Here is a 24,725-nt window from a genome sequence, read left to right as displayed (position 1 = left end):
CTCCTCAGCCCTTGAGACCGCCCGCGAAGCCCTTGATCACATAGCGCTGGAGGACCACGAAGACGATCAGGATCGGCAGCGCGGCGAGCACCAGTCCGGCGAAGACGAGTCCGTAGTCCGAGACGTACTGGCCGACGAACGCGAAAATGCCCACCGGCACGGTCTCCTTGTCGGAGCCGCCCAGGTACAGCAGCGGAGTGAAGAAGTCGTTCCAGATGAACACCGCGTTCAGGATGACCACGGTGCCGGTGATGGGGCGCAGCAGCGGGAACACGATCCGGGTGAACGCCTGCCGGTGGTTGCAGCCGTCGATCAGCGCGGCCTGAGCGTAGTCCGGCGGCAGCGCCCGGATGAACCCGGTGTACAGGAAGACGGTGAACGGCAGCTGGATGCCGGTGTAGAAGAGCACCATGCCCTGGTACGTGCCGAGCCACCCGAGGTCGTCGACGAGTCTGTAGAGCGGGATCATGCCGAGCTGGAACGGCAGCACGATGCCCAGCAGGAACAGGATGTACAGCCCGTAGCCGAGGCCGCGGGCGCACCGCGCGAGGTAGTAGGCCCCCGTTGATCCGATGACGATCAGCAGCAGGAGGCTGACCGTGGTGATGACCGTGCTGTTGACCAGCGCGGGCCCCAGCGAGGCGGAGGACCAGGCGTCGCCGAAATTGCCGAAGGTGGGTGGCGAGGGCAGCGCGAGGGGCGATTCGGAGATCTGCCGGGGGTCCTTCATCGCCAGGGTGATCAGGGCGTACACGGGGAACAGGAAGACGACCGCGACGGCGATCATGACCAGTTCGAGGACGTACCGTCCGTACCGCGGCCTGCGGCGCCCACGCCCGGGTGCTGCCGGTCCTCGGGTCGTCGAGGTACTCACGCGGTGACCTCCCTCGCACGCAGATAGCGGAGCTGGACCAGGGAGACCGCGGCGACGAACAGCGCGAGGACCAGGGCCACGGCGGTGCTGTAGCCGAACTTCCCGTAGACGAACGCCTCCTTGTACAGGACGGTCGACAGCGTCTCGCTGGAGGTGCCGGGGCCGCCGTTCGTGGCGGCGTAGACCTGGTCGAAGAGTTTGAGCCCGCCGATGGTCGACAGCATGAGGTTGATCGTCAGCGCCGGTGCCAGCAGCGGCCAGGTGACATAGCGGAAGCGCTGCCAGGAACCCGCCCCGTCGATCCTTGCGGCCTCGTGGAGTTCGGCGGGTACCCCCTGGAGCCCGGCCAGGAAGACGACCATCGAGTAGCCCGCGTACTGCCACACGACCATCGCCGCGACGGACCACAGGGCGAGCGAGGGATCACCGAGCCAGTCCTGACGCAGTGAGCCGAGCCCGACCGCACCGAGGAGACCGTTCAGGCCGGCGCCGTTCTCCGGGTTGTAGACGTACTTCCAGAGGATCGCGACCATCACGGGGCTGACCACGGCCGGCGCGAAGAAGATCAGCCGCAGTAGTGCGCGCGACTTGATGCCGGTGTGGACACCGAGCGCAAGCAGCAGGCCGATGCCGTTCTGGACGACGACCACGGCGATGGTGAGGAGCAGGGTGTTGGTGACGGACTCCAGGGCCCGGCCGTCGTCGAACAGGGTGCGGAAGTTCTCCGTACCGGTGAAGGAGAAGCCGCCGATCCCGGACCAGTCGGTGAAGGCGTACATCACCCCGGCGAGGCTCGGACAGAGCACGACGATGCTGTAGACGACGAGCGCCGGGACGACGAAGAGCCAGTGCGGGACGGCGTGGTCGCGGTGCCGGACAGGGCGGCCGCGACCGGTCTTCGGACCGCCCCCGGCCGTGCCGACCGCGCCCGGGACCGTCTTCTCGGACGTGCTCGTCACGACTTCTTCCCGTAGGCCTCGTCCATCTGTCCCAACGCCCCGTCGACATCCGTCTTGCCCGCGAGGAGGTTCTGCACGGCGGCGAAGTGGGCGGGCTGAACCTCGGCGTTGGGCCAGCTCTGGTCCATGAACGGAACGGCCCGGTTGTCGTCGATGAGGGGCAGGAAGCCGTCGAGGACCGGGTCGGTCTTCGTCGATGCGCCGCGCTTGAACGGGATCGCGGCCACCGACTGTGCCCAGCGGTCGACGTTCTCCTGCTTCCCGAGGAACTCGATGAACTCCTTCGCGGCGGCCGACTTCCTGGACCGCGCGGAGACCCCGAGCCCGACGACGATGCCCGCCGGGATCCACAGCTGGCCGGCGTCGTCACCGCCGGGGAAGGGGAACATGCCGAGGTCGTCCGGGTTCCGGGCAGCCTGGCGGAAGTTGGCGAGCACGGCGGAGACCTGGACCGCCATCGCCGCCCTGCCACTGGCGACCATCGAGGTCTGCTGCTCGTACGTCGTTCCGTTGGGGTTCTCGTTGAAGAAGCCCCGGCGTTGCAGCTCCTGGTACTTGCCCATCGCATCGGCCCAACCGGAGCCGCGGAAGTGCGCCTTGCCGGAGGCCATCTCGGCGTCGAAGCCGGGATTCTTCGCATAGACGGCGTTGGGGACCAGCGCGTAGGTGATCAGCTGGGTGACCCAGGGCGTCTGGGTGCCGAGCGCGATCGGGATGGTGCCCTTCGCTTTCAGCTTGGCGCAGACATCGAGGAGTTCGCTCCATGTCTTCGGTGGTTCGACCCCGGCCCTGGCGAAGGCCTTCTTGTTGTGGATGGCGCCGATGACGCTGCTTCCCGCCGAGTAGAGATACGTTTTTCCGTCGTGCTGGTACGCGGGATGGAAGTTGGCCGGGACCTCCCTGGCCCACGGCTGGGCGCTGAGGTCGGCGAGCAGCCCGGCCTTGGCCAGCTCGACCATGGACATGGCGCTTCCGCTGCCGGGATACAGCACATGGACATCGGGGGCGTTCCCCCCGGCGAGCTGGGTGCGTACCACCGTCTGCACCTGATCCGTGGGCGCGAAGGAGGTGGCGAACTCGTCGCCGGGCCGGGACTTGCGGTAGAGGGCCACGAGTTCCTCTATCGGTTTCTGCTGATCGGCGACGCCGACGACGCGCAGCTTGCCCGAGCCGCCGCCGGAATCGGAACAGGCCGTCAGAGCAGGCGGAAGGGCGGCGAGCGCCGCGACCCCGCCGCCGATCCGCAGGAATCCCCGGCGGCCGACCGTGCTGCGGTCCGGCCGGAAGCGAGAACCCGTCGTCATGGTGTGTCCTCCTCGTACGAACGGGCGAACGAACGTTTCGCCGCCGGTCTTGGTGTGCGTCGGCTCGGGGTGTGTGACGACCGCGCCCGGTCCGCCCCGGTCGGGCCGCCGACGACCGGGGGATGAGCCGCGGTGAAGCGGTAGGCGCCCGAGGACACCCGGTAGAGCACATGGCCGGCGGCGGTCGAGACCGCCGTGATGTGGCGGTCGCCGGCGTCCGGAACACGGCCCGATTCGCGGACCGAACCAGGGTCCGTCGTGGGCACGTACACCTCGGCGGTGGCGCCGGGCGGCACCAGGACGCGCAGGGCGATCCGGCCGCCCTGCCGCTCCCAGGCCACCGAGACGGCGCCGCGGACCGACTCGTAGCGTGCGCTCGCATGCCGGAGCCCGCCGGGGCGCGGCCGGATCCGCAGTTTCCGGTAGCCCGTGGAGTCCGGCGCCTGGTCCAGGCCGGCGACACCCCGGTAGAGCCACTCGCCGACCGAGCCGAGCGCGTAGTGGTTGAAGGAGTTCATCGACGGCGCCCGGAATCCGGTGCCGGGGGTCCACCCGTCCCAGCGCTCCCAGATGGTGGTGGCGCCGTGCCGCAGCGGAAACCGCCACGACGGCACCTCGTCGCGGAGCAGCAGCGCGTGGGCGAGGTCGGCCCTTCCGTGGGCGTCGAGCACGGGCGCGGCCAGCGCCACCCCGAGGAAACCGGTCAGCAGGGCCGGGCCGGCCGACTCGACGAGTTCGGCGAGCCGGCGGGCGGCGGCTCCGGTGAGCTCCGCGGGCAGCAACTCGAAGGCGAGTGCGAGGAGGTACCCGGTCTGGGTGTCGCCCGCGACGCGCACGCGGATGCCGTCCGCCGCTTCCTCGGAGGTGACGAAGCGCTCGGTGAACGTGTGGCGGATGTCGTCCGCCAGCCGGTGGTAGCGCCGCCCGGTGTCCTTCTGCCCCAGGACCTCGGCGGCCCGTGCGGTGAGCCGGGCACTCTGCGCGAAGTACGCGGTGGCGACCACCTCACGGGGCGTGGGAGTGCCGGGGGCGAGCCAGTCGGAGAAGTGCGGGCCCACCCGGTGGCTCCAGACCAGACCGGGATTGTGACGGTGGATCAGGTCGACCCAGGCGCACATGCCCTCCAGGGACCGGGCGAGGAACCGGGGATCGTCGTAGACACGGTAGAGGTGCCACGGAATGATCACCCCCGCGTCCGCCCAGCCGGGCGCACCCTCGTCGGCGACCCCCACGAGACGCGGGGCGACATTGGTGAAACCGCCGTCGGAGGTGCGGGCGTCGCCGACGTCGCGCAGCCACTTGGTGAAGAACGCGGCGACGTCCGCGTTGAGCGCGGCCGTAGGGAGGAAGACCTGTGCGTCGGCCAGCCAGCCGAGCCGCTCGTCACGCTGCGGGCAGTCCGTGGGCACACTGACGAAGTTCGAGCGCTGCCCCCACGCCACACAGTCGTGGAGCCGGCTCAGCTCGGCGTCCGAGCAGTCGAACTTCCCGGTCCACGGAGTGTCGCTGTGCAGTGCCACGGCGACGACATCCGACTCGGCCAGCTCCTGGAGGCCGACGATCTCCACGTAGCGGAACCCGTGATACGTGAAGCGCGGCTCGAACACGATGTGCTCGCGGCCGTCCCCGACGAGCACATCGGTCGCCGCGGCGGTCCGCAGATTGGCGGTGTACAGCCGTCGTGACCCGTCGAGCACCTCGGCGTGACGGATCACCACCCGCGCCCCGGCCGCGAGCCGACGGACCTTCAGCCTCACGCGTCCGGCGAGGTTCTGGCCGAAGTCGACGACATGGGTGCCGGGCGAGACGCGTTCGACCGAGCGCGGGCGCAGCTCGGTCATCGCCCGCACGGGCTCGTCGGCGGATGCCACGAGCAGGTGGTGGTCGGCGTCCGTGACCAGGGCCGGGGACCAGCCGGAGTCGTCGAAGCCGGGAAGCTCCCAACCGTCGGCGTCGTGCCGCAGGTCGTGGCACTCGCCCATCAGCAGATCCGCGTGGCGCACCACTCCCGTGGCGGTGCGCCAGGTCCCGTCGGTGACGACCGCGGAGCTGCGGCCGTCCGGCCCGGTCAGATGGAGTTCCGCCAGGAACTGCGGGGCCGAGCCGTAGTGGGCTCCGGCCCTGCGAGGTTCGAAGCCGACGAATCCGCTCCACCAGCCGTCGGCGACCGTGGCCGCGAGGACGTTCTCGCCGTCGCGCAGCGCCTCGGTGACGTCGTAGGTCTGGTACTGGACGCGGCGGTGGTAATCGGTCCAGCCGGGGGCGAGTTCGGCGTCGCCGACGCGCAGCCCGTTGAGCCGGACCTCGTACAGGCCGCGCGCGCTGACATGGAGCCGGGCACGGGTGCCGGCCGATGCGGTGAAGGCGCGGCGCAGGACGGGGCACGGGGCGAGCCCGTGGTCGTCGAGCGCGAACTCGCCCTCCGTGGGCGCGTCCATGACGTCGACCGGGTGCGGGTCGTGGGTGATCCACGAAGCCCGCCACTCCTCCGCGCGGGTGAAGCCGGTCTCGAACCACGAAGTGGCCTCGGCGGGGGTGTCCGCCCCGGCCGGCCATACGGAGACCCGCCAGTGGAAGCGGGTACGGCCCGGGAGCGCCGGCCCTCCGTAGTCGACGGCCGTCGCACCGGGATCGGCAACCCGGCCGGTGTCCCAGAGGAGTTGACTGCCCCCGTCCAGATCCTCGGCGCGCCCGGTGACGCGGACCCGGTACGCCACCGGGTCGTCGCCGCGACGGTCGGAGGCCAGCCGCCAGGAGAGCCGGGGCGCGGGTTCGTCGATCCCCAGCGGCGTCGTGCGGTGTTCGCACCGCAGGGCGTACGGCCGCAGCCCCCGGGCCCCTGGACGGCCGGTTGCCGTCGCTTCGGCGGGGAGGCGGGCGGGTACATCCGTTACCGGGGAACCGGACACGAGCACGTCCTTCCGTCGCACCGAATTTCCCGATGTGAAATCTAACGTTAATTCTGTGGCGTGGAGACTATGAGCCGCCCTGAGGGGTGTCAAGGGTGTTGCCGGGCCTGTCGTGGACGTCCGGGCAAATGGTTGATGTCTCCTCAACTAACCGCCTGCGAACGGCAATGTGACCACGTGTGGGTGGTCTTGTGGCGTGTGATTCCCCTGTGATATTCACGCTGTGATTACCACATGGGCGGGCGTGAAATCACGTGCCGATCCCACCTCGTACCGGACGGAATTCCGTTCGACGAAGGGACGACTTTCATGCGAATGGACAGTGGGTCAGGTGGTACCGGAGGGTTCGGAAGACGGGCGATGCTCGGCGGGACGGTCGGAATGGCACTCGCCGCGGCCGGCCTGTCGGCGGGCAGGGCCTGGGGCGACACGCCCTTCCACGAGGATCCGTTCACCCTGGGGGTCGCGTCCGGCGATCCGTGGCCGGACGGGGTCGTACTGTGGACCCGCCTCGCTCCCCAGCCCCTGGCGCCCGACGGAAGCGGAGGCATGCCGCCGTACGCCTTCGACGTGCAGTGGGAGGTCGCCCGCGACGACCGCTTCCGGTCCGTCGTACGCCGGGGACTGGCCCGCGCGGTGCCCGAACTCGCCCACTCCGTCCACGTCGAGGTCTCCGGACTCCAGCCGAACCGGCACTACTACTACCGCTTCCGCGCAGGCGGCATGCTCAGCCCCGTCGGCCGCACCCGCACCGCGCCCCCGCCGCACAGCCGGCCCCGGGAGCTGGACTTCGCCTTCGTCTCCTGCCAGGCGTGGTTCGAGGGCTTCTACACCGCCTACCGGCACCTCGCCGAGGAGGACGTCGATCTCGTCCTGCACCTCGGCGACTACATCTACGAGAACGCCATCGACGCCATGGGCGGCGTACGCAACGTCCCCGTCGCCGCCGAGCTGCGTCCCGAGCCGATGAACCTCGTCCAGTACCGCAACCGCCACGCCCTCCACCGCTTCGACCCCGACCTCATCGCCGCCCACCAGGCCCACCCGTTCGCCCTCGTCTGGGACGACCACGAGGTCGAGGACAACTGGGCGCGCGACAAGTCCAAGGCCGACAACGAACCGGACCAGGACCCGGCGGTCTTCCGCCAGCGCGCGGCGGCCGCGTTCCAGGCCTACTACGAGCATCTGCCGCTGCGGCTGCCGAACAAGCCGAACGGCTTCGAGGCCCGGATGTACCGCCGTCTGCGCTACGGGCGGATAGCCACCTTCCACATCCTCGACACCCGGCTCTTCCGCGACGACCAGCCCTGCGGCGACGGCATCAAGAGCGGCTGCGACGAACGGCTGACGCCCGGCCGCACCATCCTCGGCCCCGAGCAGGAACAGTGGCTGTACCGCGGCCTCGGACGCTCCGACACGACATGGAACATGATCTCCCAGCAGATCCCGGTGACCCAGGTCGACACCGACCCCGGCCCCGGCCAGGCATTCGTGATGGACTTCTGGGACGGCTACGTGGACGCCCGCCAACGGCTGTTCAAGGAGATCACCGACCGCAGCGTGAGCAACCCGGTCGTCCTCACCGGCGACATGCACCGCCACCTCGCCGCCGATCTCAAGCAGAACTTCGACGACCCGGGATCACCCACGCTCGGCGTCGAGTTCGTCGGCTCGTCCATCTCCACCACCAAGGACGGGATGGACCTGGACCCCTCCGGAGCCAAGCTGCTCGCCGCCAACGAGCACATCAAGTTCACCAACTTCCAGCGCGGCTACGTACGCTGCGCGCTGACCCGGGAGAGCTGCCGTGCCGATTTCCGGGTCCTCCCGTATGTGACCACCCCCGGCGCCCCTGTCTCGACCCGGACCTCCTACGTGACCGAAGCGGGCCGGCCGGGCCTCCAGCAGGCCTGAGCGCACCGAGCGGGCGGTGGCCCGGAAGGGACGCCGCCCGCATGGCTCACCGGACGGTGAGCGCACCCATGCACGGGTGAATGGTGCAGACGAACGGGTTCGGGCCCGGCAGGCGCTCTGAACCGTCCGCGGCTCGAATCCGTCCGGCGTACCGCCGTCGGCGGCCGATACTCCGACCGGCCCCGGATACGGCCCAGGATCAGGATTCGCGCGTCGCGGCCATTCCCAGGGTGATCAGGCCGAGCACCACCCAGCCGAACCAGAGCCAGCCGCTGCTTCCCAGCGCCACCGTGTACGCGGTGACCACGACCAGGGCGGTCAGCGTGAGCACTCCCATGGCCTTCGTGGATCCGGACATGCCCGCACCCTCCTCGTCGGCCGTGCGGCCGTGGATGCCATCGTCACCCCTGAGGCCTGCCCGGCGCTACTGCCCGCGCGCCTGCAATGAGGCGAGATAGGCGTTGTACGCCTGCAGCTCCTGGTCACCGTCCCGGTCGGCCCGGCGGTCCGAGCGCTTCGCCGTACGCTGCTCGGAGCGGTACCACTGGAAGACCAGCGCGATCAGCACCAGCACCGACGGGATCTCGCTGAAGGCCCAGGCGATCCCGCCCGCCCAGCCCTGATCGCTCAGCGCGTCGATGCCCAGCGAGGCCGGCGGATGCATGTACGTCCCCACCATCGGTGTCGTCGCCATCATCAGCGCGATACCGAAGAACGCGTGGAACGGCATCCCTGCGAACAGCTCCAGCATCCGCATCACATACCCGGGCCGGTGCGGGCCCGGGTCGACGCCCATGATCGGCCAGAAGAACACCAGGCCGACCGCGAGGAAGTGCACCATCATCGCGATGTGACCGGTCTTCGAGCCCATCAGGAAGTCGAAGAGCGGAGTGAAGTACAGCCCGTAGAGGCTGGCGATGAAGATCGGGATCGTGAAGGCCGGATGCGTGATGACCCTCATGTACCGGCTGTGCAGCAGCTTGAGCAGCAGCTCGCGCGGACCCGTGCGGCCACGGCCCGCGACCGGCAGCGCACGCAGCGCCAACGTCACCGGAGCGCCCAGCAGCAGCAGGATCGGCGAGAGCATGCTGATCACCATGTGCTGCACCATGTGCACGCTGAACATGACCATGCCGTAGTCGTTGAGCTTCGTGCACATCACCAGGGCGACGCTCAGGACGCCGACGACGAAGAACACGATCCGGCCGACCGGCCAATCGTCCCCGCGTCTGCGCAGCCGCAGCACGGCGTACACGTACAGGCCGATGCCCAGGGCACAGCCGATGAGGAAGAACGGGTCCGCGGAGAACTGGAGCCCGCGTCCCAGCGTGAACGGCGGCAGATCCATGTTCATGCCGTGCCCGCTGTGATCCATCTGTTCACTCCTGCTGGGGGCGTCCCCGTTTCGTGCCGGTTGTCCCGACCAGAGTAGAACCGCCCCCGGCCGCAGCTGCGGCCGGGGGCGGTTCATGGGACAGGGCGTCGCTCAGAGCACGCATTCCGCCTCGGCGTACCGCTCGGCCGGGACGGTCTTCAGCGTCTCCACCGCCTCGCCCAGCGGCACCATCACGATGTCCGTGCCGCGCAGTGCCGTCATCATGCCGAATTCGCCGCGGTGCGCGGCCTCCACCGCGTGCCAGCCGAAACGGGTGGCGAGCACCCGGTCGTACGCGGTCGGCGTGCCACCGCGCTGCACATGGCCGAGGATCACCGGGCGGGCCTCCTTGCCGAGGCGCTGCTCCAGCTCGGTGGAGAGCTGCGTGGCCATCCCGGCGAACCGCTCGTGCCCGTAGATGTCCTTGGTGCCCTGCTCGACCTCCATGGACGTGCCCGCGCGGGGCTTGGCGCCCTCGGCGACGACGACGATCGCGAACTTCTTGCCGGCCGAGAAACGCTCGCCGACCACCTCGGTCAGCTCGTCGATGTCGAACGGACGCTCCGGCACGACGATGGCGTGCGCACCGGCCGCCATCCCCGAGTGCAGCGCGATCCAGCCGGTGTGGCGGCCCATGACCTCGACGATCAGCACCCGCTGGTGCGATTCGGCGGTCGTCTTCAGCCGGTCGAGCGCCTCGGTCGCGACACCGACGGCGGTGTCGAAGCCGAAGGTGACGTCCGTGGAGGCGATGTCGTTGTCGATGGTCTTCGGTACACCGACGATCGGCAGCCCCGCCTCGGAGAGCAGGTTGGCCGCCTTCAGCGTGCCCTCGCCCCCGATCGGGATGATCGCGTCGAGGCCGAGATCGGCGACATGGCCCCTGGCCTGCTCCACGCCGCCCCGCAGATGGGCGGGCTGGACCCGGGAGGAGCCGAGGATCGTGCCGCCCCGGGCGAGGATGCCGCCGACCGCGTCGAGGTCGAGCTTGCGGAAGTCGCCATCGAGGAGGCCCTTCCACCCGTCGTGGAAGCCGATGACCTCGTCGCCGTGGTCGACCACCGCACGGTGTACGACGGAACGGATGACGGCGTTGAGGCCGGGGCAGTCGCCGCCGGAGGTGAGCACACCAATTCGCATTGCCCGGGAAACCTTTGCAACGTGGGCCGACGACCGGACCACGTCGTCCGGTTGGATCCCGGCCACCCTACCGGCGCAGGGTGGCGGGACCGAACCGGGCGTCCGCCTGCTGGACTCCGCTCAGACGAGCGAAATACGCCTCATCAGGCAGGCTGTGTGGCCGACGCGATGCGCTCCGCGCGCAGCGCCTCGTACCAGCGGTCGTCCGTCGGCGGCAGCGCGTTCACATCGAGGGCCAGCTTCAGCAGCAGGTCCGCGATCTGCGGGTTGCGCGCCATCACGGGGCCGTGCATGTACGTACCGAAGACGGTGTCGTTGTACGCGCCCTCGGTGCCGTCGCCGGTGCCGTTGCCCCGGCCGAGCTGCACCCGGGCGAACGGCCGTGCCGTCGGGCCGAGATGCGTGACGCCCTGGTGGTTCTCGAAACCGGTCAGCGGCGGCAGGCCGAGCCGCGGGTCGATGTCGGCCAGTACGTCACCGACGCACCGGGCCCCCTCGCCGCGGGTGGAGACCACGTCGAGCAGGCCGAGGCCGGGCTCGCGCTCACCGAGGTCGTTGATGAACTCGTGGCCGAGGATCTGGTAGCCGGCACAGACCGAGAAGATGATCGCGCCGTTCGACGCGGCCCGGCTGAGTCCGCCGTCGCGGCGCAGCCGCTCCGCGGCGAGCCGCTGCGGCCGGTCCTCACCGCCGCCGATCAGATAGATGTCGCCGGACGTCGGGACCGGCTGGTCGCTGCGCACGTCGACGCGCTGCACGTCGAGACCGCGCTGCCGGGCCCGGCGCTCCACCACCAGCGCGTTGCCCTGGTCGCCGTAGGTGCTGAGGAGGTCGGGGTAGACCCAGACCAGACGCAGACCGTTGTTGCTCATGCTTCGTCCTCTCCGGAGGTGGCCGGGGCCGGGGTCAGTTGCCGACACGACGGCGCAGATCCTGGAAGGCGGTGTAGTTGGCGATGACCTCGATACGGCCCGGCGGGGCCTGCTGCACGGCCTCGTCGAGGTTCTCGCAGACCCGGAAGTCGAGACCGGCCACTTCGAGGCGGACCGCCAGGTCCAGCTTGCGGTCGCCGAGCACGAAGATCGGGTGACCGGCGAGCTGGGTGTAGTCCACGTCCCACAGCCAGGAGGTGTCCGTGCCGTCCGCGCCGCGGGCGTTGACGGAGAGGATCACCGGCGTGGGCGGCGGGTCGATCAGGGAGAACGTTTCGAGCCAGCCCGCCGGGTTCTTCGCGAGCAGCAGCCGCAGCTCGCGGCCGAGGAAGGACACCACGTCGTAGCGGCCGGCGACGGCCTGCACCTGGTACATCCGCTCCAGCGCGACCTGCGGCGGCACACCGAAGACGGCGGCCACGGCGGCGGAGCTGGTGGCGTTGGCCTTGTTGGCGCGGCCGGGCAGCTGGAGGTGGATCGGCCAGGCCGAACCGTGCGGGTCCAGGACGTAGTCGCCGTGCAGGACCCAGCTGGGCGCGGGCCTGCGGAATCCGCACTCGCCGCAGAACCAGTCGTCGCCGGGGCGCTGCATCACACCGCCGCAGGAGGGGCAGGACCAGGCGTCGTCCTTCCACGCCTGTCCCGCCGCGACCCACACCACATTGGGGGAGGAGGACGCCGCCCAGACGATCAGCGGGTCGTCGGCGTTCGCGACGATCACGGCCTTCGAGCCGGACAGCCCCTCACGCCACTTCTCCGCCAGCATCCGGGTCTCCGCCGCGCGGTCCAGCTGGTCGCGGGAGAGGTTGAGCAGCGCGATCACCTTCGGCGTCGTGTCGCGTGCCACTCCCGCGAGGTACTTCTCGTCGACCTCGATCACGCCGTACTGCGCGTCCGAGCCGCCCGCCAGCGCCGAGGTGATGCCCGCCGGCATGTTGGCGCCGAGTGCGTTCGACACGACCGGGCCCGCGGCCCGCAGTGCCTCGGCGATCAGCCGGGTGGTCGTCGTCTTGCCGTTCGTCGCCGACACGAGGATCACGTCCAGGTGCTGCGCCAGCCGCCCCAGCAGGTCGGGGTCGAGCTTGAGCGCCACCCGGCCGCCGATCACCGATCCGCTGCCGCGCCCGGCGGCGCGTGACACCGCCGCCGCGGCCTTTCCCGCCGTCACGGCCAGCTTGGCCCGTGGCGACAGCGGCTCCGTGTTGCCTGCCATCGTCCTAGATCCTCCTTGCATCGGTCCGCGCCCAGCCTATCGATGTCCGGCGCGGCGACCGCACCCTGGCACCACCGGGAAGGTGGAGGTCACGTGGAACGTACGATTGCGGCCATGCGAAACCGCCCGATCCCCGGCAGTTCCGGACTGATTCGTGCCATGAGCCTGCTCGGTGATCCGGTGCTGCACGGGACCTGTGAGCCCGTCACGGACTTCGGCCCCTCGCTCGCCCGTCTCGTCGAGGACATGTACGCCACGATGTACGCGGCCGAGGGCGTCGGCCTCGCGGCCAACCAGATCGGCGTTCCGCTGCGGGTGTTCGTCCATGACTGCCCGGACGACGACGACGTCCGGCACCTCGGGCATCTCGTCAACCCGCGGCTCGTCGAGGCCGACGGCATCACCGTGCGCGGCCCGGAGGGCTGTCTCTCGCTGCCCGGCCTCGAAGCGGCCACCCCGCGGTTCGACCGGGCCGTCGTCGAGGGCGTCACCGTCGACGGCGAGCCGGTCCGCGTCACCGGTACCGGATTCTTCGCGCGTTGCCTCCAGCACGAGTGCGACCATCTCGAAGGCGAGGTCTACACGGACCGGTTGACCGGGCTGCGCCGCAGGAGGGCGCTGCGTGCGGCCCGCCGGGCGCCCTGGGCGCGCACCGGCTGACCGCGTCAGGGCCTCAGAATCCGGGGCCGCCCGGCCGGTCGCCCGCGGCGGACAGCCGGCCCCACAGCAGATCGGCCAGGCTGCTCACCAACTGCTCGCGGGAGCAGGGGCGTTCGCCCAGCCACCAGTCGCCCGCCGCATGCATCATGCCGACGATGCCATGGCCCCAGATGCGCGCCATGGCCTCGCTGTCCTGGCCCAGGTCAACCCGCTCGGCGATCACCAGGGCGAGTTCCTCGCCGAGCCGGCGCAGCAACGGCGCCGAGTGCCGTCCGACGTCGAAGCCCTGCTCCGTGGCGGGCGTCGCGTCGTCGGCCGGGTGCATCAGGAAACGGTAGACCTGTGGGCGGGCCTCGATCGCCGCGAGATAGGTGTCGAGAGTCGACTCGACGCGCCTGCGGCGCTCGGCGGGGGCGTCGAGCGCCGCCCGCAGCGCGATCAGCAGGGCGTCGGTGTGACGCTTGGCGAGGGCGCGGTAGAGGCCGCCCTTGTCGCCGAAGTGCCGGTAGAGAATGGGTTTGGTGATGCCGGCCTCGGCCGCGATGGCGTTCATCGAGGCCTTCGGGCCGTCCCTGAGCACCACGCGGTCGGCGGCTTCGAGCAGCTCGCGGCGGCGGCTCTCGGCCGCTGTCCGCTGGCGCTCTGCCTGTCGTGTGCTCTCCATGTCGCCTCTCCCCGCCCCTGGCCGTGCAAATGCGTCCTGCCTGCGCAACGTAACACCCTGCTCAGCACCGTGCGGAGGGGAGCCGGGGCGGTTGACAGAGGCTACTTGCCGGTAACAGACTGCGGTTACCGCAAGTAACGAGTGGTTTTTCAAGGCAGTACGTGGAGGGGAACATGGCGGAGTTCACGCTCGAACTCAACGATGACCAGAAGCAGGTCCGTGACTGGCTTCACGGCTTCGCCGCGCATGTGATCAGGCCGGCGGCCTCGGAGTGGGACGAGCGTGAGGAAACGCCCTGGCCCGTCATCCAGGAAGCGGCGAAGGTGGGCATCTACTCCCTCGACTTCTACGCCCAGCAGTTCTTCGACCCGACGGGGCTCGGCATCCCGATGGCGATGGAGGAGCTCTTCTGGGGGGACGCGGGCATCGCCCTGTCCATCGTCGGTACGGGCCTGGCGGCCGTGGGCGTCCTTGCCAACGGTACCGAGGAGCAGATCGGGACCTGGATCCCGCAGATGTACGGCGACGCCGACGACGTGAAGGTCGCCGCCTTCTGTTCCTCCGAGCCGGACGCGGGTTCCGACGTCGCCTCGATGCGCACCCGCGCGGTGTACGACCAGGCCAAGGACGAATGGGTGCTGAACGGCACCAAGACCTGGGCGACCAACGGTGGCATCGCCAACGTCCATGTCGTCGTCGCCGTGGTCGACCCGGAGCTGGGTTCCAAGGGGCACGCCTCGTTCATCGTGCCGCCGGACACCCCCGGCCTCTCCCAGGGCCAGAAGTTCAAGAAGCACGGCATCCGTGCCTCGCACACCGCCGAGGTCGTCCTGGAGGACGTCCGGGTGCCCGGCCATTGCCTGCTCGGGGGCAAGGAGAAGCTCGACCAGCGCCTGGCGCGGGCCCACGAGCGCGCCGCCTCCGGTGGCGAGCGGGTGAAGAACGCCGCGATGGCCACCTTCGAGGCGTCCCGCCCCGCAGTCGGCGCCATGGCGGTCGGCACCGCCCGTGCGGCGTACGAGGTGGCGCTGGACTACGCGAAGACCCGCACCCAGTTCGGCCGTCCGATCATCGACAACCAGGGCATCGCCTTCCAGCTCGCAGACATGCGCACGCAGATCGACGCGGCCCGGCTGCTGGTCTGGCGCGCCTCGTGGATGGCGACCACCGGCAAGCCGTTCACCTCCGCCGAGGGCTCCATGTCCAAGCTGTACGCGAGCGAGACGGCGAAGAAGGTGACCGCCCAGGCCGTCCAGATCCTCGGCGGCAACGGCTTCACGCGTGAGTACCCGGTGGAGCGGATGCACCGGGACGCGGCCATCTACACGATCTTCGAGGGCACGAGCGAGATCCAGCGCCTGGTCATCGCCCGCACCCTCTCGGGCATGCCGATCCGCTGAGACCGTCCCGCCGGGGTTCTCCCCGGTCGCTGTGCGGTCCGGATTCCGGACCGCACAGCGACCGGGGAAGCGGCACGTCAGGCCGTCAGGCGGGCCTCGATGGCCGCGATGAGCTCGGGCGCCTCCGGCTCGACGCGCGGGCGCAGGCGCGCGACCGGTTCGCCCGCCGGGGAGATGAGGAACTTCTCGAAGTTCCACTGGACGTCTCCGGCCTCGCCGTCCGCGTCCGCCAGCTGAGCCAGCTCGGCGTAGAGCGGGTGGCGCCCTTCGCCGTTCACATCGGTCTTCTCCAGCAGAGGGAAACTGACACCGTATGTCGTCGAGCAGAAGGTCTGGATCTCCTCCGCGGTCCCCGGCTCCTGACCGGCGAACTGGTTGCACGGCACGCCGAGTACGGTGAAGCCGCGGTCCGCGTACTCGTTCTGGAGCTTCACCAGGCCCGCGTACTGCGGGGTGAGCCCGCACTTGGACGCGACATTCACCAACAGGACCACCTTGCCGCTGTAGTCGGCCAGGGAGGTGGGTTCGCCGGTGAGGGTGCGCAGGGGGATGTCGTGCAGCGTCATGAGGGTCTCCTGGTAGATGTGACTTCCGCGGCCATTGTCACGCCCTGAGCCGGTCCGTACGAAGCCGGTCGCCGGCCACCCGGAGCCCGTACGCGCCACCGACCTGCGGGAGTGCCGTCACCGTGTCGAACACGGCATGACCCCGATGGGTGACCCGCGTACGGTTTGCGCCGGGCGCCGAACTACTGTGCCTCGCCCAGGAGATCGGCGCGGCCTCGACCGCCCGGCCCTCTTCCGGCACCAGGCGGCGGCCGTTTCACGGTCCAGCGGCGCGAGGACGCGAGGAAGCCCACCGACGACCCGCCGTTCACGGTCTCCACCAGCAGCGCAGCCAACTCATCGGCACCGGTGACCAGTTCGGGGCCGCCGGGAGAGATGGTCCCGGTCATGCGCGGAGCCTTCCACGTCCTCCACGGTCTGCTTGGCCGTCTCGGTTTTCCCGGTCCTCGCGGCCGTCACGGCAGAACGATCCACAGGGCATGGCGGACCTGCTCCGGCCCCGGGCAGTGGAAGTGCGAGGGGCCGCGCGGCCGGAAGCGAAGGCAGTCGCCGTCGCGCACCGTGTGTACCGTGCCGTCGACGGTGATCTCGACCGTCCCCTCCAGGAGCTGCAGACGGGTCGTGTCATGGCGGCGGCCTCGGAAACGGTCGTTCTGCCGACCCGGCGCCGACGTGACACGCTGGGTCGGGGAGGCCCCGGTGGTCATTCGGCCCACGGGGTTGCTCTGCTACCCGAGGAGACCGCAATGGCCAGTACCGCCAACGGACCGAGCGTGGCGCCCAGCGCCGCCCCGAGCGCGAACCACCCCTTCCGGATCGGCTGGACCGCCTTCGCGGCGGTGCTGATGATCTTCGGTGGAGCGATGGCGATCTTCGAGGGGATCGCCGCCATCACCAAGAGCAGCGTGTTCATCGCCACGCGCGACTATGTGTTCCGCTTCAACCTCACCGGCTGGGGCTGGATCCACCTCATTCTCGGCATCGTCATCGTTCTCTCCGGTTGCGCGCTGCTCACCGGAGCCGCATGGGCCCGTGTGGTGGGCATCGTGCTCGCGGGTCTGGGTGCGCTGGCCAACTTCCTCTGGCTGCCCTACTATCCGCTCTGGTCCGTCGTGCTCATCGCCATCAACGTCTTCATCATCTGGGCGCTGTGCGCGAATCCGCAGCCGGAGGCGAAGGTCTGACATCCTGGCTCAGGCCCGTCCTCCTCGATCCGGCCCGTTGGCGGCGGGCGACGGGGCGAGCCGGAGCGTGACGACGTAGGCGACCACCACCGAGACGATCACGAGCGGCATGACGGTGAGGCCCTCGGACCCCAGCAGCAGTGTGGCCAGCAGCACCGACGTCATCGGGAGCTTGAGCATCGCCACGCACATGGCGCCGATACCCATCGCGAAGCCCGACGTGAGGTTCAGTCCCGGGAGATGGGACAGGGCGATACCGCCCGCTGCTCCCACGAACATCGCCGGGAAGACCGGGCCTCCCCGGAAGGCGCTCAAGGACGCGCAGTACGCCACCGCCTTGCAGGCGAGCAGCACCAGAAGCGTGGCCACCGAGTATCCGGCGCTCCGGGACAGCAGCGGGTCCAGGGCGTTCTGCCCGGAGTACAGCACCCCGGACGCGTCCCGCCCGGTGCTCTCCGTGTACACCAGGGCTGCCACGCCGACGACCAGGCCCATCGCCGCCGTGGCCGGCACCGTCCGCCGCTCCACCCGCGCCTGGAGGGACAGGGCGAACCGCTGAATGCCCGTGCCGACGAAGGCCGCGGCCAGGCCCACGACGAGCGCCCAGCCGAAGTGCGCGAGGTCGGGCACCGTGGCCCGGGGCACATGGTGGAGTGCCAGGGAGTACGTACCGAGCCCGGTCCACGAGCCGAGTCCGGTGAAGATGAGCGCGCCGACGCCGGACGCCAGCAGCCCCGGGAGCAGGACCATCCCGAGCGTCATCCCGGCCAGCCCAGAGGTTTCCATCAGGAGAAAGGCCCCCAGGAGCGGCGACCCCAGCAGTGCGCTGATGGCGGCGAAGCTTCCCGCTGCCCCCATCACGGCACTCGTGCCGGGCTTGATACCGGGCCTGACCAGGCGCGCCGCGAACACGGCCAGTCCGCCGCCGAGCGCGATGAGCGGCGCCTCGGGCCCGAGCACCGCCCCGAGGCCCAGCGAGGCGAGTGCCGCCAGCACGACGCCGGGCAGTTCCACCGCCGACGGCGCCCTGGCGCTCACCATCCCGTCGGCGGGCCGGTGACCGCCCTTCCCCGGCAGGTGGCGGACGGTCAGCCCGACCAGCAGGCCCGCGACGGCGAGCAGCGGCACAGGCCACCAGGACGGCGTACCCGCGAAACCGAGTGCCCGGGGCAGATCGTGGTACGTGAGCGACTGGAGGGCATGGACGAGCGCGAGGAATCCGAAGGCCACCGCCGAGACCGGGACTCCGAGAGCCGCCGCCATCACGAGGAGCGCGGCGTAACCGCGGGTACGGATCAGTGCGAAGGGGTTCACTGCCGCCGCGGGTGCTGCGGCGGGCTCGGTCGACACGATCGTTGTCTCCTCGGCGTCGCAACCGTCTGGAACGCGCTGTCCCGCAAGCGTCCACAAGGAGATAGCACAATGTCTGGATTCGGTCACGATGTACCCGCTGTGCGGGTGTGGTGATTCCCCGTACGGCCATTCCCTCGGACCAGCGCGCGGGCGGGCCGTTACCGGCGGCCCCCACGGTCGTGGCGGAGGCCGACCCGCCGCCAGATGGCCCGCTGACACTTGAGTGAAGCAGTGCCCACCACGATCAGCACCGCGATGTTGACCAGCAGTTGGACGAGCGAACCCCAGGCCTCGGGCCAGCTGGTGAACGCGGTGGAGACGCTGAGGTCGGCGGCGGCCGGGATGGTCGTGACCGAGATGAAGACGCCCAGCAGGGCGCTCGTCCTGGCTTCGGTCAGGGACACGATGCCGACGATTCCGGCCAGCGTCGCCACGGCGACCGAGAAGAAGTTGGGGGTGTTGATCAGGTGCGAGACCGGCCGCAGCCCCGCGTCGAACGCCGGCGACTGGAGGCCGAATCCACGGATCAGAAGACTGAAGAGGAAGGTGGCGAGAATCGTCAGCAGGAAGCCCGAGGACAGCGCGACCAGGCCCTGCCGGATCCGCTGCCGGTCGCCCCGGTCGATGCCCAGCGCGACGCTGACGATGGCACCGTACTCGGGGCCGACGACCATCGCCGCGACGATCAGGATCTGGGAGTTGGTGACGATCCCCACCGAACCGATGAGCCCCGCGATGACCAGATACAGGTAGAAGCTCGGGGGATACCTCCCCTCGGCGCGGATGCGGGCCTCCACCTGCTCCCACACGGGCGCGCGGGCCAGCGGTCCGAGCTGCTCGGCCCCGGTCTCGGCCGCCCGGCCGGAGAAGACGATGTCCACCGGCTCGATGACGATGGTGCCGCGCCGGTCCAGCTGCAGGGCACGCAGGCTGCGCAGCAGTTCATTGGCGGCTCCGGTCAGCACGTCGCACGCGATGCCGTCGCCGTCCGGATTGCGTGCCGCGCCCGGCTGCACGATCAGATTCAGCACACACGGGTCATCGGCCAGCCGGTCCACCACCCGGTCGGTCAGGTCCGGCGGGCTCACCGCTCGGACATGGATCATGTCCATCCTGAACCTCCACGAAGTCCCGCACCGGCGCCGCCGGCCGCAACCGGAACGTGCACGGGCGGCCTCTTCTCCAGTAACGCCGGGGGCGCGAGGGCGGGCAATTCGGGCCGCACGTCGCCGGGGCGGCCCGAACGGGCGATCACGGGGTGCCGGGCGGACAGCGGACCCCGGAGAACCCCCCTCCGGGAGTGGATGCCATGGACCGATGCCCGCCCATGGCCGAACACGGGTCGGCGGGGGACCCGGACACAGGGTTCACCGTCTTTCTTTCGCTCGTCACAGCGGCCCGGACCCTGGAGGGGAACGCGCGCGGGAAAGCGACTGGCGGTGCTTCAGAGTGACGGCGACCGGGACGGGGGACCGAGGAGGACGGCGGTGTCGCCCGGCCGGACATCCGGGGTGTGCGTGTGGGTGACCGGGGCGAGCTGCCCGTCCGCGCGTACGAGGAACAGCACATCGTGCCCGGCCGGGATGGTTTCGTCGGCCCGCCGCGTGCAGATCCGGGCCCCGGCACCGTACCGGCGGGCCAGCTCCGGCCAGGTCAGGCCGGCCCGGAAGAGCGGCTCGCCCCCGGTGTACGGCGCCACCACGCCCTGGCTGCCGGAGCCCGGGGCGAGCCGGTGGACCGCGCCCTCGACGCTCTCCCGCAGCGTCATGGCGGCCAATGCGTTGAAGTCGTCCTCCTCGGTGAGCAGCAGCACACCGGTGATGCCCTCCAGCTCCGCCCCGGCACCGGAGGCCGCCGCGAGCAGTTCGCCCGCTGCCAGCGGCAGCCCGGCCTCCTCGATCCGGGCGCGCTGACGTTCGGCGCCCGCCCACATCAGCACGTCCAGCCCCGCCGAGCTCAGCGCGCGCCCCAGATCGACCGCCCAGGGCGCGCCGCCCACCAGCAGCGGCCGCGACCGGGACGGGCGCAGCACCCCGAGCCACCGGGCGACCGGAAACGCCGTCAGGCCGTACAGCGTGACGGTGGTGACGATCGCCACGAACGTCGCGGGCAGGATCCGTTCGGCGCCGTCGACGCCCCGCGCCACCAGAGTCGCCGAGAAAGTGGAGGCGGTCGCCGCGGCGACGATGCCGCGCGGGGCCATCCATCCGATGAACCACCTCTCGCCGCCACGGACATCGGTCCCGGCGGTCGACACCAGCGCCACGAGCGGGCGGACCAGCAGGACCAGCAGGGCGACCAGCGCGAGCGAGGGCAGCACCACATGTCGCAGCGAGGCCGGGGTGACCGTGGCCGAGATCGAGACGAACAGCAGACCGATGATCAGCGAGACCAGTGTGTCGAGGAACGGCCGCCGGGCCGGGAGGTCCAGGCCCGGCAGATTCGCCATGGCCATTCCCATCACGACGGCGGAGATGAGCCCGGTGTCCTCGCGGATCGCGTCACAGGCGGCCGCGATCCCGATCACCGCGGCGATCTGCGCCGATGTGGCCAGCTCCTCGCTCAGCCGGGCGCGACGCATCAGCAGCCACAGCACACCGGCCCCGACCACGCCGCCCACCGCACCCACCGCGACGCTGGCCGAGAACTGCTCCAACTGGCTCCCGATCCCCTTGCGTTCACCGGCGACCACGGCATGGAGGACGAGCGCCCCCAGGATGCCGCCGACCGGGTCGATCAGGGAGCCCTCCCAGATCAGGATGCGTTGCAGCCGCTCGGAGGGCCGTACGAAATTGAGCAGCGGCCCGACGACCGTCGGTCCGGACACGACGAGGATCGCGCCCAGCATCACGGCCGCGCTCTTGGACATGCTCAGCACCGGTACGGCGAACAGTGTGGCGGACAGCCAGGTGATGAGCGCCCCCAGCCAGATCAGCCTGATCACGACGCGCCGCGTATGGCCCCGCAGCCGCCCGATCTCCAGGCCGAGCCCGGCCTCGTACAGGATCACCGCCACCGCGAGGGAGACCAGTGGGGAGAACGCCTCGCCCAGCAGCTTCTCGGGGTTCACAGTGTCCGTCAGCGCCCCGGCGGCGAAGCCGACCGGCAGCAGGATCAGCAGCGCGGGCACCCGCAGCCGGCTCGCCAGCAGCTGGGAGCCGACCGCCAGAACCACGATCAGGCCCACGCCCACCATTACTTGACCGGACGTCATTTCCATCCCTCCCCCTGTACGTTGCGGCATCCGGACCCGGCAGGCCGTCCGCGCGCGACAACGATCCGTGGCGGCCGGACACGGGCGGGGCTCGGCTCGCACCACTGGGCCGTTGGAGGGACCCGCTGTCCCCCCGACGGCGTAATCGGTGCCACGTCCGCCCACTGCCCGGCCGAGATGCGCTCCGGCCCGCCCACTGCTCCAATGACGGAGACACAGGCCCCCGCCGACCGCGGGGCAGTCGACATTCTGAGGAGCCGGTGTGAGCAGCGAGACCGACGAGACGGGGCCGATCGACTACCTGGTGATCGAGTTCCCGGGAAGCCGGATGACGGGCGAGGGACTGCCCCTGCTGGTCGACCTGGTCGACCGGGGAATCATCCGGATCCTGGACCTGGTCTTCGTCAGGAAGGGCCAGGACGGAACGGTCGCGGGCGTGGAACTCTCCGAGCTGACCGCCGACGGCCACGAAGACCTCGCCGTCTTCGAAGGGGTGTCCTCCGGTCTGCTCGGCAGGGAAGACATCGACGAGGTGAGCGCGATCCTCGAACCCGGCAGCGCCGCCGGGATCGTCATCTACGAGAACGTGTGGGCCGGACCGCTCGCGGCCGCCCTGCGCCGCTCCGGGGGACGCCTCATCGCCAACGGGCGCATCCCGGTCCAGGAGATCCTGGCGTCGCTCGACGCGGCCGAGGCCGGGTCCAGGGCCTGAGCCGCCGTTCCGGGCCGGCCGTACCGCGCAGCGGACCGCGGGCCGTCCCCGCAGCAGAGTCAGTCAAAGGAGATGCACCATGCCAGGCCTTCTTCGTGGCGTCGCCCGTACAGCGGTGATCGCCGGAACCGCCACCTCGGTCTCCAACCGGGTCTCCCGGCGGCAGGCGGGCCGCTGGGCGCGGCAGGACGCCGAGCAGGCGCAGGCCCAGCAGGCCGCCGGGGCGCCCCCGCCCGCCGCGCCCACCTCCCTCGCGCCGGAGGACGAGATGAGCAACAAGATCGCCCAGCTCAAGGACCTCGGCGACCTCAGGAGCCAGGGAGTGCTGAGCGAGAGCGAGTTCGAGGCCCAGAAGGCCAGGATCCTCGCCACCTGACCGGCCCGGCGGTGCGACCGGCCCCGCGCACCCGGCTCACTTCCGTTTGTCGTCCCACGGCGTGCCCATCCAGCTGTCGAACGTGCGGATCAGCGCGCCCAGCGCGGCGGCGAGCCGCCAGTCGACCCACGACGCGTGGACATGGATCTCGTCGCCGTCCGAGAGGAACTCAAGCGGAGCCTCCCGGCCGGCCCGCCAAATGATGCGCCGCGGCCCGCGCGCCGCATCACCGCTGCCGCTCAGGACACTGCCCACGCCGATCGCCACCTGGATGGGCAGCAGCAGCCACCACACGTACCACCAGAAGATCCGGCCCTTGAATCCGACCGCCTCCGGGCAGCCGGCCTGGGCGACCGTCCAGCGGGTCCGCAGGCCTTTGCCGGAGAGGGCCTTCTCACGGACGAGCGTGCCGATGTGCTCGCCCTGCGCGCCCAGCACCCGGTACGTGGCGACGCCGTCGGCCGCGGACGCGGTGACCAGGGTGGCCAGCCGGGCCCGGCGCTCGGGGTCGGCCCACAGGACGAAGGAACGCGCACCCGTCTTGCGGGCCGCGAGATACGCGGGTACCCCGCCCTCCGGCAGTTCGCGCTCCACATGGGCGACCACCCGTGACTCGCCGCCGGGCCCGTCGGTGAACTCGATGACATGGCCGACGGGCGCGGGTGCCCCCGGAGCCGTGGCCTGGCCCTCCGCCGTGCCGTTCCTCTCGGGCTCGGGCGCCCGCTTCAACGTCAGCACGCTGCTCACCGGTGAACTCCTCCGTTGTGTGTTGCTCGGATGTCTGTGTGCTGCTCGGACGTCGCACAGTGGACGGGCGTCCTGAGAAGATCGATCCGTGGAATCCGCCGAGCCCCTCCCCGAGCCGTTCCCCGGAACCGGCACCGAGCCCTCGCCCGAGGACGACCCGGCCGGCCGCACCGCCCGCCGAACAGTGGTGCGCTGCCGCATGTGCGGCCGCCCGCTCACCGGTACGGAGTCACGCCGCACCGGCCTCGGCCCCGCCTGCGACGCGAAACTCCACCCTGCGCCGCCGGACATCCGCACCCGACGCCACGAGGTGGAGCAGGACCCGCTGCCCGGCATCTGACCGGGACAGCGGGCTATGCGCCGAGCCGGCGGAACAGTCCCTCCTGCACCACCGACACCAGCAGATTGCCGCCGCGGTCGTAGATCCGGCCACGGGCCAGCCCCCGCCCCCCGGTGGCGACCGGCGACTCCTGGTCGTACAGGAACCACTCGTCGGCCCGGAACGGCCGGTGGAACCACATCGCGTGGTCCAGCGACGCCATGTCGAAGCCGCGCGGCCCCCACAGCGGCTCCACCGGGATACGGACCGCGTCGAGCAGCGTCATGTCGCTGGCGTACGTCAGCGCGCAGGTGTGCACCAAGGGGTCGTCGCCCAGCGGGCCGACCGCCCGCATCCACACCGCGCTGCGCGGGTCGGCGCCCCCGACCTCCTCCTTCGTCCAGCGCAGCCGATCGACGTATCTGATGTCGAACGGCTGCCGACGAGCCATGCGCTCAAGAGCGTCCGGCAGAACTCCGAGGTGCTCACGGACCTCCTCGGCGACGGTCGGCAGCTCCTCGGGATCCGGGACCTCCCGGGCCGGCGGCAGCTGGTGCTCGAAGCCCGCCTCCTCCGGCCGGTGGAAGGACGCCGTCAGATTGAAGATCGTCCGGCCCTGCTGGACGGCCGTGACCCGGCGCGTGGTGAACGACCGGCCGTCGCGGACGCGCTCCACCTCGTACACGATCGGCACACCCGGGCGCCCCGGCCGCAGGAAGTACGCGTGCAGCGAGTGGACCGGCCGGTCCCCGTCGGTGGTCCGGCCGGCCGCGACCAGCGCCTGCCCGGCGACCTGCCCGCCGAAGACCCGTTGCAAGGACTCCTGCGGGCTGCGCCCACGGAAGATGTTGACCTCGATCCGCTCCAGGTCGAGCAGATCGACCAGGCGCTCGGCGGGATTCGTCATGCC

24 protein-coding genes and 1 pseudogene are annotated in these 24,725 nt (G+C 70.6%); 7 read left to right on the top strand and 18 right to left on the bottom strand.

Annotated features, from left to right (window positions below; all coding sequences use genetic code 11):
• Positions 1–4: 4 nt before the first annotated feature.
• The 4 genes from IE107_RS17250 to IE107_RS17235 are packed head-to-tail and all read right to left on the bottom strand — an operon-like array spanning position 5 to position 6,046.
• Complete coding sequence (locus IE107_RS17250; RefSeq protein WP_229867014.1) at positions 5–874, bottom strand: carbohydrate ABC transporter permease; 870 nt, start codon at positions 872–874, stop codon at positions 5–7.
• The gene (locus IE107_RS17245; RefSeq protein WP_229867013.1) at positions 871–1,833 is read right to left on the bottom strand and encodes a carbohydrate ABC transporter permease; all 963 of its coding nucleotides are present in this window, start codon (positions 1,831–1,833) and stop codon (positions 871–873) included. The genes IE107_RS17250 and IE107_RS17245 overlap by 4 nt, the downstream gene beginning before the upstream one ends.
• Positions 1,830–3,137, bottom strand: coding sequence for an extracellular solute-binding protein (locus IE107_RS17240; protein WP_189544654.1), 1,308 nt, complete (start codon positions 3,135–3,137; stop codon positions 1,830–1,832). Before IE107_RS17240 ends, IE107_RS17245 begins: the two co-directional genes overlap by 4 nt.
• Positions 3,134–6,046 carry an alpha-L-rhamnosidase gene (locus IE107_RS17235; protein ID WP_229867012.1) on the bottom strand — a complete coding sequence of 971 codons (2,913 nt, stop codon included), beginning with the start codon at positions 6,044–6,046 and terminating at the stop codon, positions 3,134–3,136. Before IE107_RS17235 ends, IE107_RS17240 begins: the two co-directional genes overlap by 4 nt.
• Positions 6,047–6,427: 381 nt before the next feature.
• On the opposite strand from IE107_RS17235, the gene IE107_RS17230 reads away from it, so the two are divergent.
• Positions 6,428–7,960, top strand: a complete 1,533-nt coding sequence (locus IE107_RS17230; protein ID WP_229867011.1) for an alkaline phosphatase D family protein — start codon at positions 6,428–6,430, stop codon at positions 7,958–7,960.
• A gap of 199 nt (positions 7,961–8,159) precedes the next feature.
• Here the strand turns inward: IE107_RS17230 and IE107_RS17225 are convergent, their stop codons facing one another.
• From IE107_RS17225 to IE107_RS17205, 5 genes are all read right to left on the bottom strand, one after another.
• The gene (locus IE107_RS17225; RefSeq protein ID WP_107408259.1) at positions 8,160–8,318 is read right to left on the bottom strand and encodes a hypothetical protein; all 159 of its coding nucleotides are present in this window, start codon (positions 8,316–8,318) and stop codon (positions 8,160–8,162) included.
• A gap of 66 nt (positions 8,319–8,384) precedes the next feature.
• On the bottom strand, positions 8,385–9,335 hold the full coding sequence (locus tag IE107_RS17220) for a cytochrome c oxidase assembly protein (RefSeq protein WP_189544652.1): 951 nt from the start codon (positions 9,333–9,335) through the stop codon (positions 8,385–8,387).
• A 111-nt stretch (positions 9,336–9,446) separates the two neighbouring features.
• Entirely contained in the window at positions 9,447–10,475 is a 1,029-nt protein-coding gene (locus tag IE107_RS17215; protein WP_189544651.1) for a 6-phosphofructokinase, read from the bottom strand.
• A 143-nt stretch (positions 10,476–10,618) separates the two neighbouring features.
• Positions 10,619–11,347: a type 1 glutamine amidotransferase gene (locus IE107_RS17210; RefSeq protein WP_189544650.1), complete on the bottom strand. Its 729-nt coding sequence runs from the start codon at positions 11,345–11,347 to the stop codon at positions 10,619–10,621.
• Between the two features lie 34 nt (positions 11,348–11,381).
• Complete coding sequence (locus IE107_RS17205) at positions 11,382–12,620, bottom strand: Mur ligase family protein (protein WP_189544649.1); 1,239 nt, start codon at positions 12,618–12,620, stop codon at positions 11,382–11,384.
• Between the two features lie 114 nt (positions 12,621–12,734).
• Between IE107_RS17205 and def the strand changes: the two genes are divergently transcribed.
• Positions 12,735–13,280, top strand: coding sequence for a peptide deformylase (gene def / locus IE107_RS17200; RefSeq protein ID WP_189544648.1), 546 nt, complete (start codon positions 12,735–12,737; stop codon positions 13,278–13,280).
• 13 nt (positions 13,281–13,293) lie between these two features.
• On the opposite strand, the gene IE107_RS17195 is transcribed toward def, so the two are convergent.
• Positions 13,294–13,944: a TetR/AcrR family transcriptional regulator gene (locus IE107_RS17195; RefSeq protein WP_189544647.1), complete on the bottom strand. Its 651-nt coding sequence runs from the start codon at positions 13,942–13,944 to the stop codon at positions 13,294–13,296.
• A 173-nt stretch (positions 13,945–14,117) separates the two neighbouring features.
• Here IE107_RS17195 and IE107_RS17190 point away from each other — a divergent pair, with 173 nt between their 5' ends.
• The gene (locus IE107_RS17190) at positions 14,118–15,344 is read left to right on the top strand and encodes an acyl-CoA dehydrogenase family protein (RefSeq protein WP_189544646.1); all 1,227 of its coding nucleotides are present in this window, start codon (positions 14,118–14,120) and stop codon (positions 15,342–15,344) included.
• Positions 15,345–15,421: 77 nt separating this feature from the next.
• On the opposite strand, the gene IE107_RS17185 is transcribed toward IE107_RS17190, so the two are convergent.
• From IE107_RS17185 to IE107_RS17175, 3 genes and pseudogenes are all read right to left on the bottom strand, one after another.
• A complete protein-coding gene (locus IE107_RS17185) occupies positions 15,422–15,910 on the bottom strand; it encodes a glutathione peroxidase (RefSeq protein WP_189544645.1) in 489 nt (162 codons plus the stop codon).
• 225 nt (positions 15,911–16,135) lie between these two features.
• Positions 16,136–16,299: pseudogene (locus IE107_RS17180) on the bottom strand (GNAT family N-acetyltransferase); the annotation flags it as partial.
• Positions 16,300–16,365: 66 nt separating this feature from the next.
• Positions 16,366–16,617: a cupin domain-containing protein gene (locus IE107_RS17175; RefSeq protein WP_189544644.1), complete on the bottom strand. Its 252-nt coding sequence runs from the start codon at positions 16,615–16,617 to the stop codon at positions 16,366–16,368.
• A gap of 39 nt (positions 16,618–16,656) precedes the next feature.
• Between IE107_RS17175 and IE107_RS17170 the strand changes: the two genes are divergently transcribed.
• The gene (locus tag IE107_RS17170) at positions 16,657–17,094 is read left to right on the top strand and encodes a DUF7144 family membrane protein (RefSeq protein WP_189544643.1); all 438 of its coding nucleotides are present in this window, start codon (positions 16,657–16,659) and stop codon (positions 17,092–17,094) included.
• A gap of 9 nt (positions 17,095–17,103) precedes the next feature.
• Here the strand turns inward: IE107_RS17170 and IE107_RS17165 are convergent, their stop codons facing one another.
• The 3 genes from IE107_RS17165 to IE107_RS17155 all read right to left on the bottom strand — a co-directional run bounded on the left by IE107_RS17165 (position 17,104) and on the right by IE107_RS17155 (position 21,661).
• A complete protein-coding gene (locus IE107_RS17165; RefSeq protein WP_229867010.1) occupies positions 17,104–18,444 on the bottom strand; it encodes a chloride channel protein in 1,341 nt (446 codons plus the stop codon).
• 161 nt (positions 18,445–18,605) lie between these two features.
• Complete coding sequence (locus tag IE107_RS17160) at positions 18,606–19,559, bottom strand: DUF389 domain-containing protein (protein WP_189544642.1); 954 nt, start codon at positions 19,557–19,559, stop codon at positions 18,606–18,608.
• 332 nt (positions 19,560–19,891) lie between these two features.
• Positions 19,892–21,661 carry a cation:proton antiporter gene (locus IE107_RS17155; protein ID WP_189544641.1) on the bottom strand — a complete coding sequence of 590 codons (1,770 nt, stop codon included), beginning with the start codon at positions 21,659–21,661 and terminating at the stop codon, positions 19,892–19,894.
• Between the two features lie 262 nt (positions 21,662–21,923).
• Between IE107_RS17155 and IE107_RS17150 the strand changes: the two genes are divergently transcribed.
• Both IE107_RS17150 and IE107_RS17145 read left to right on the top strand, forming a co-directional pair.
• Positions 21,924–22,373, top strand: a complete 450-nt coding sequence (locus IE107_RS17150; protein WP_189544640.1) for a DUF6325 family protein — start codon at positions 21,924–21,926, stop codon at positions 22,371–22,373.
• Between the two features lie 79 nt (positions 22,374–22,452).
• Positions 22,453–22,749, top strand: a complete 297-nt coding sequence (locus IE107_RS17145) for an SHOCT domain-containing protein (protein WP_189544639.1) — start codon at positions 22,453–22,455, stop codon at positions 22,747–22,749.
• Positions 22,750–22,785: 36 nt separating this feature from the next.
• On the opposite strand, the gene IE107_RS17140 is transcribed toward IE107_RS17145, so the two are convergent.
• Positions 22,786–23,496 carry a hypothetical protein gene (locus tag IE107_RS17140; protein ID WP_229867009.1) on the bottom strand — a complete coding sequence of 237 codons (711 nt, stop codon included), beginning with the start codon at positions 23,494–23,496 and terminating at the stop codon, positions 22,786–22,788.
• Positions 23,497–23,584: 88 nt separating this feature from the next.
• On the opposite strand from IE107_RS17140, the gene IE107_RS17135 reads away from it, so the two are divergent.
• Positions 23,585–23,836 carry a DUF6011 domain-containing protein gene (locus IE107_RS17135; protein WP_189544638.1) on the top strand — a complete coding sequence of 84 codons (252 nt, stop codon included), beginning with the start codon at positions 23,585–23,587 and terminating at the stop codon, positions 23,834–23,836.
• A gap of 13 nt (positions 23,837–23,849) precedes the next feature.
• Here IE107_RS17135 and IE107_RS17130 read toward each other — a convergent pair whose 3' ends face one another.
• Entirely contained in the window at positions 23,850–24,722 is an 873-nt protein-coding gene (locus tag IE107_RS17130; protein WP_189544637.1) for an acyl-CoA thioesterase, read from the bottom strand.
• Positions 24,723–24,725 lie beyond the last annotated feature (3 nt).

Origin of the sequence: Streptomyces gelaticus (assembly GCF_014649535.1) — a bacterium.
GTDB classification, from domain to species: domain Bacteria; phylum Actinomycetota; class Actinomycetes; order Streptomycetales; family Streptomycetaceae; genus Streptomyces; species Streptomyces gelaticus.
The sequence above is the reverse complement of the archived record's forward strand: the minus strand, read 5'-3'. Positions and strand labels throughout refer to the sequence as shown.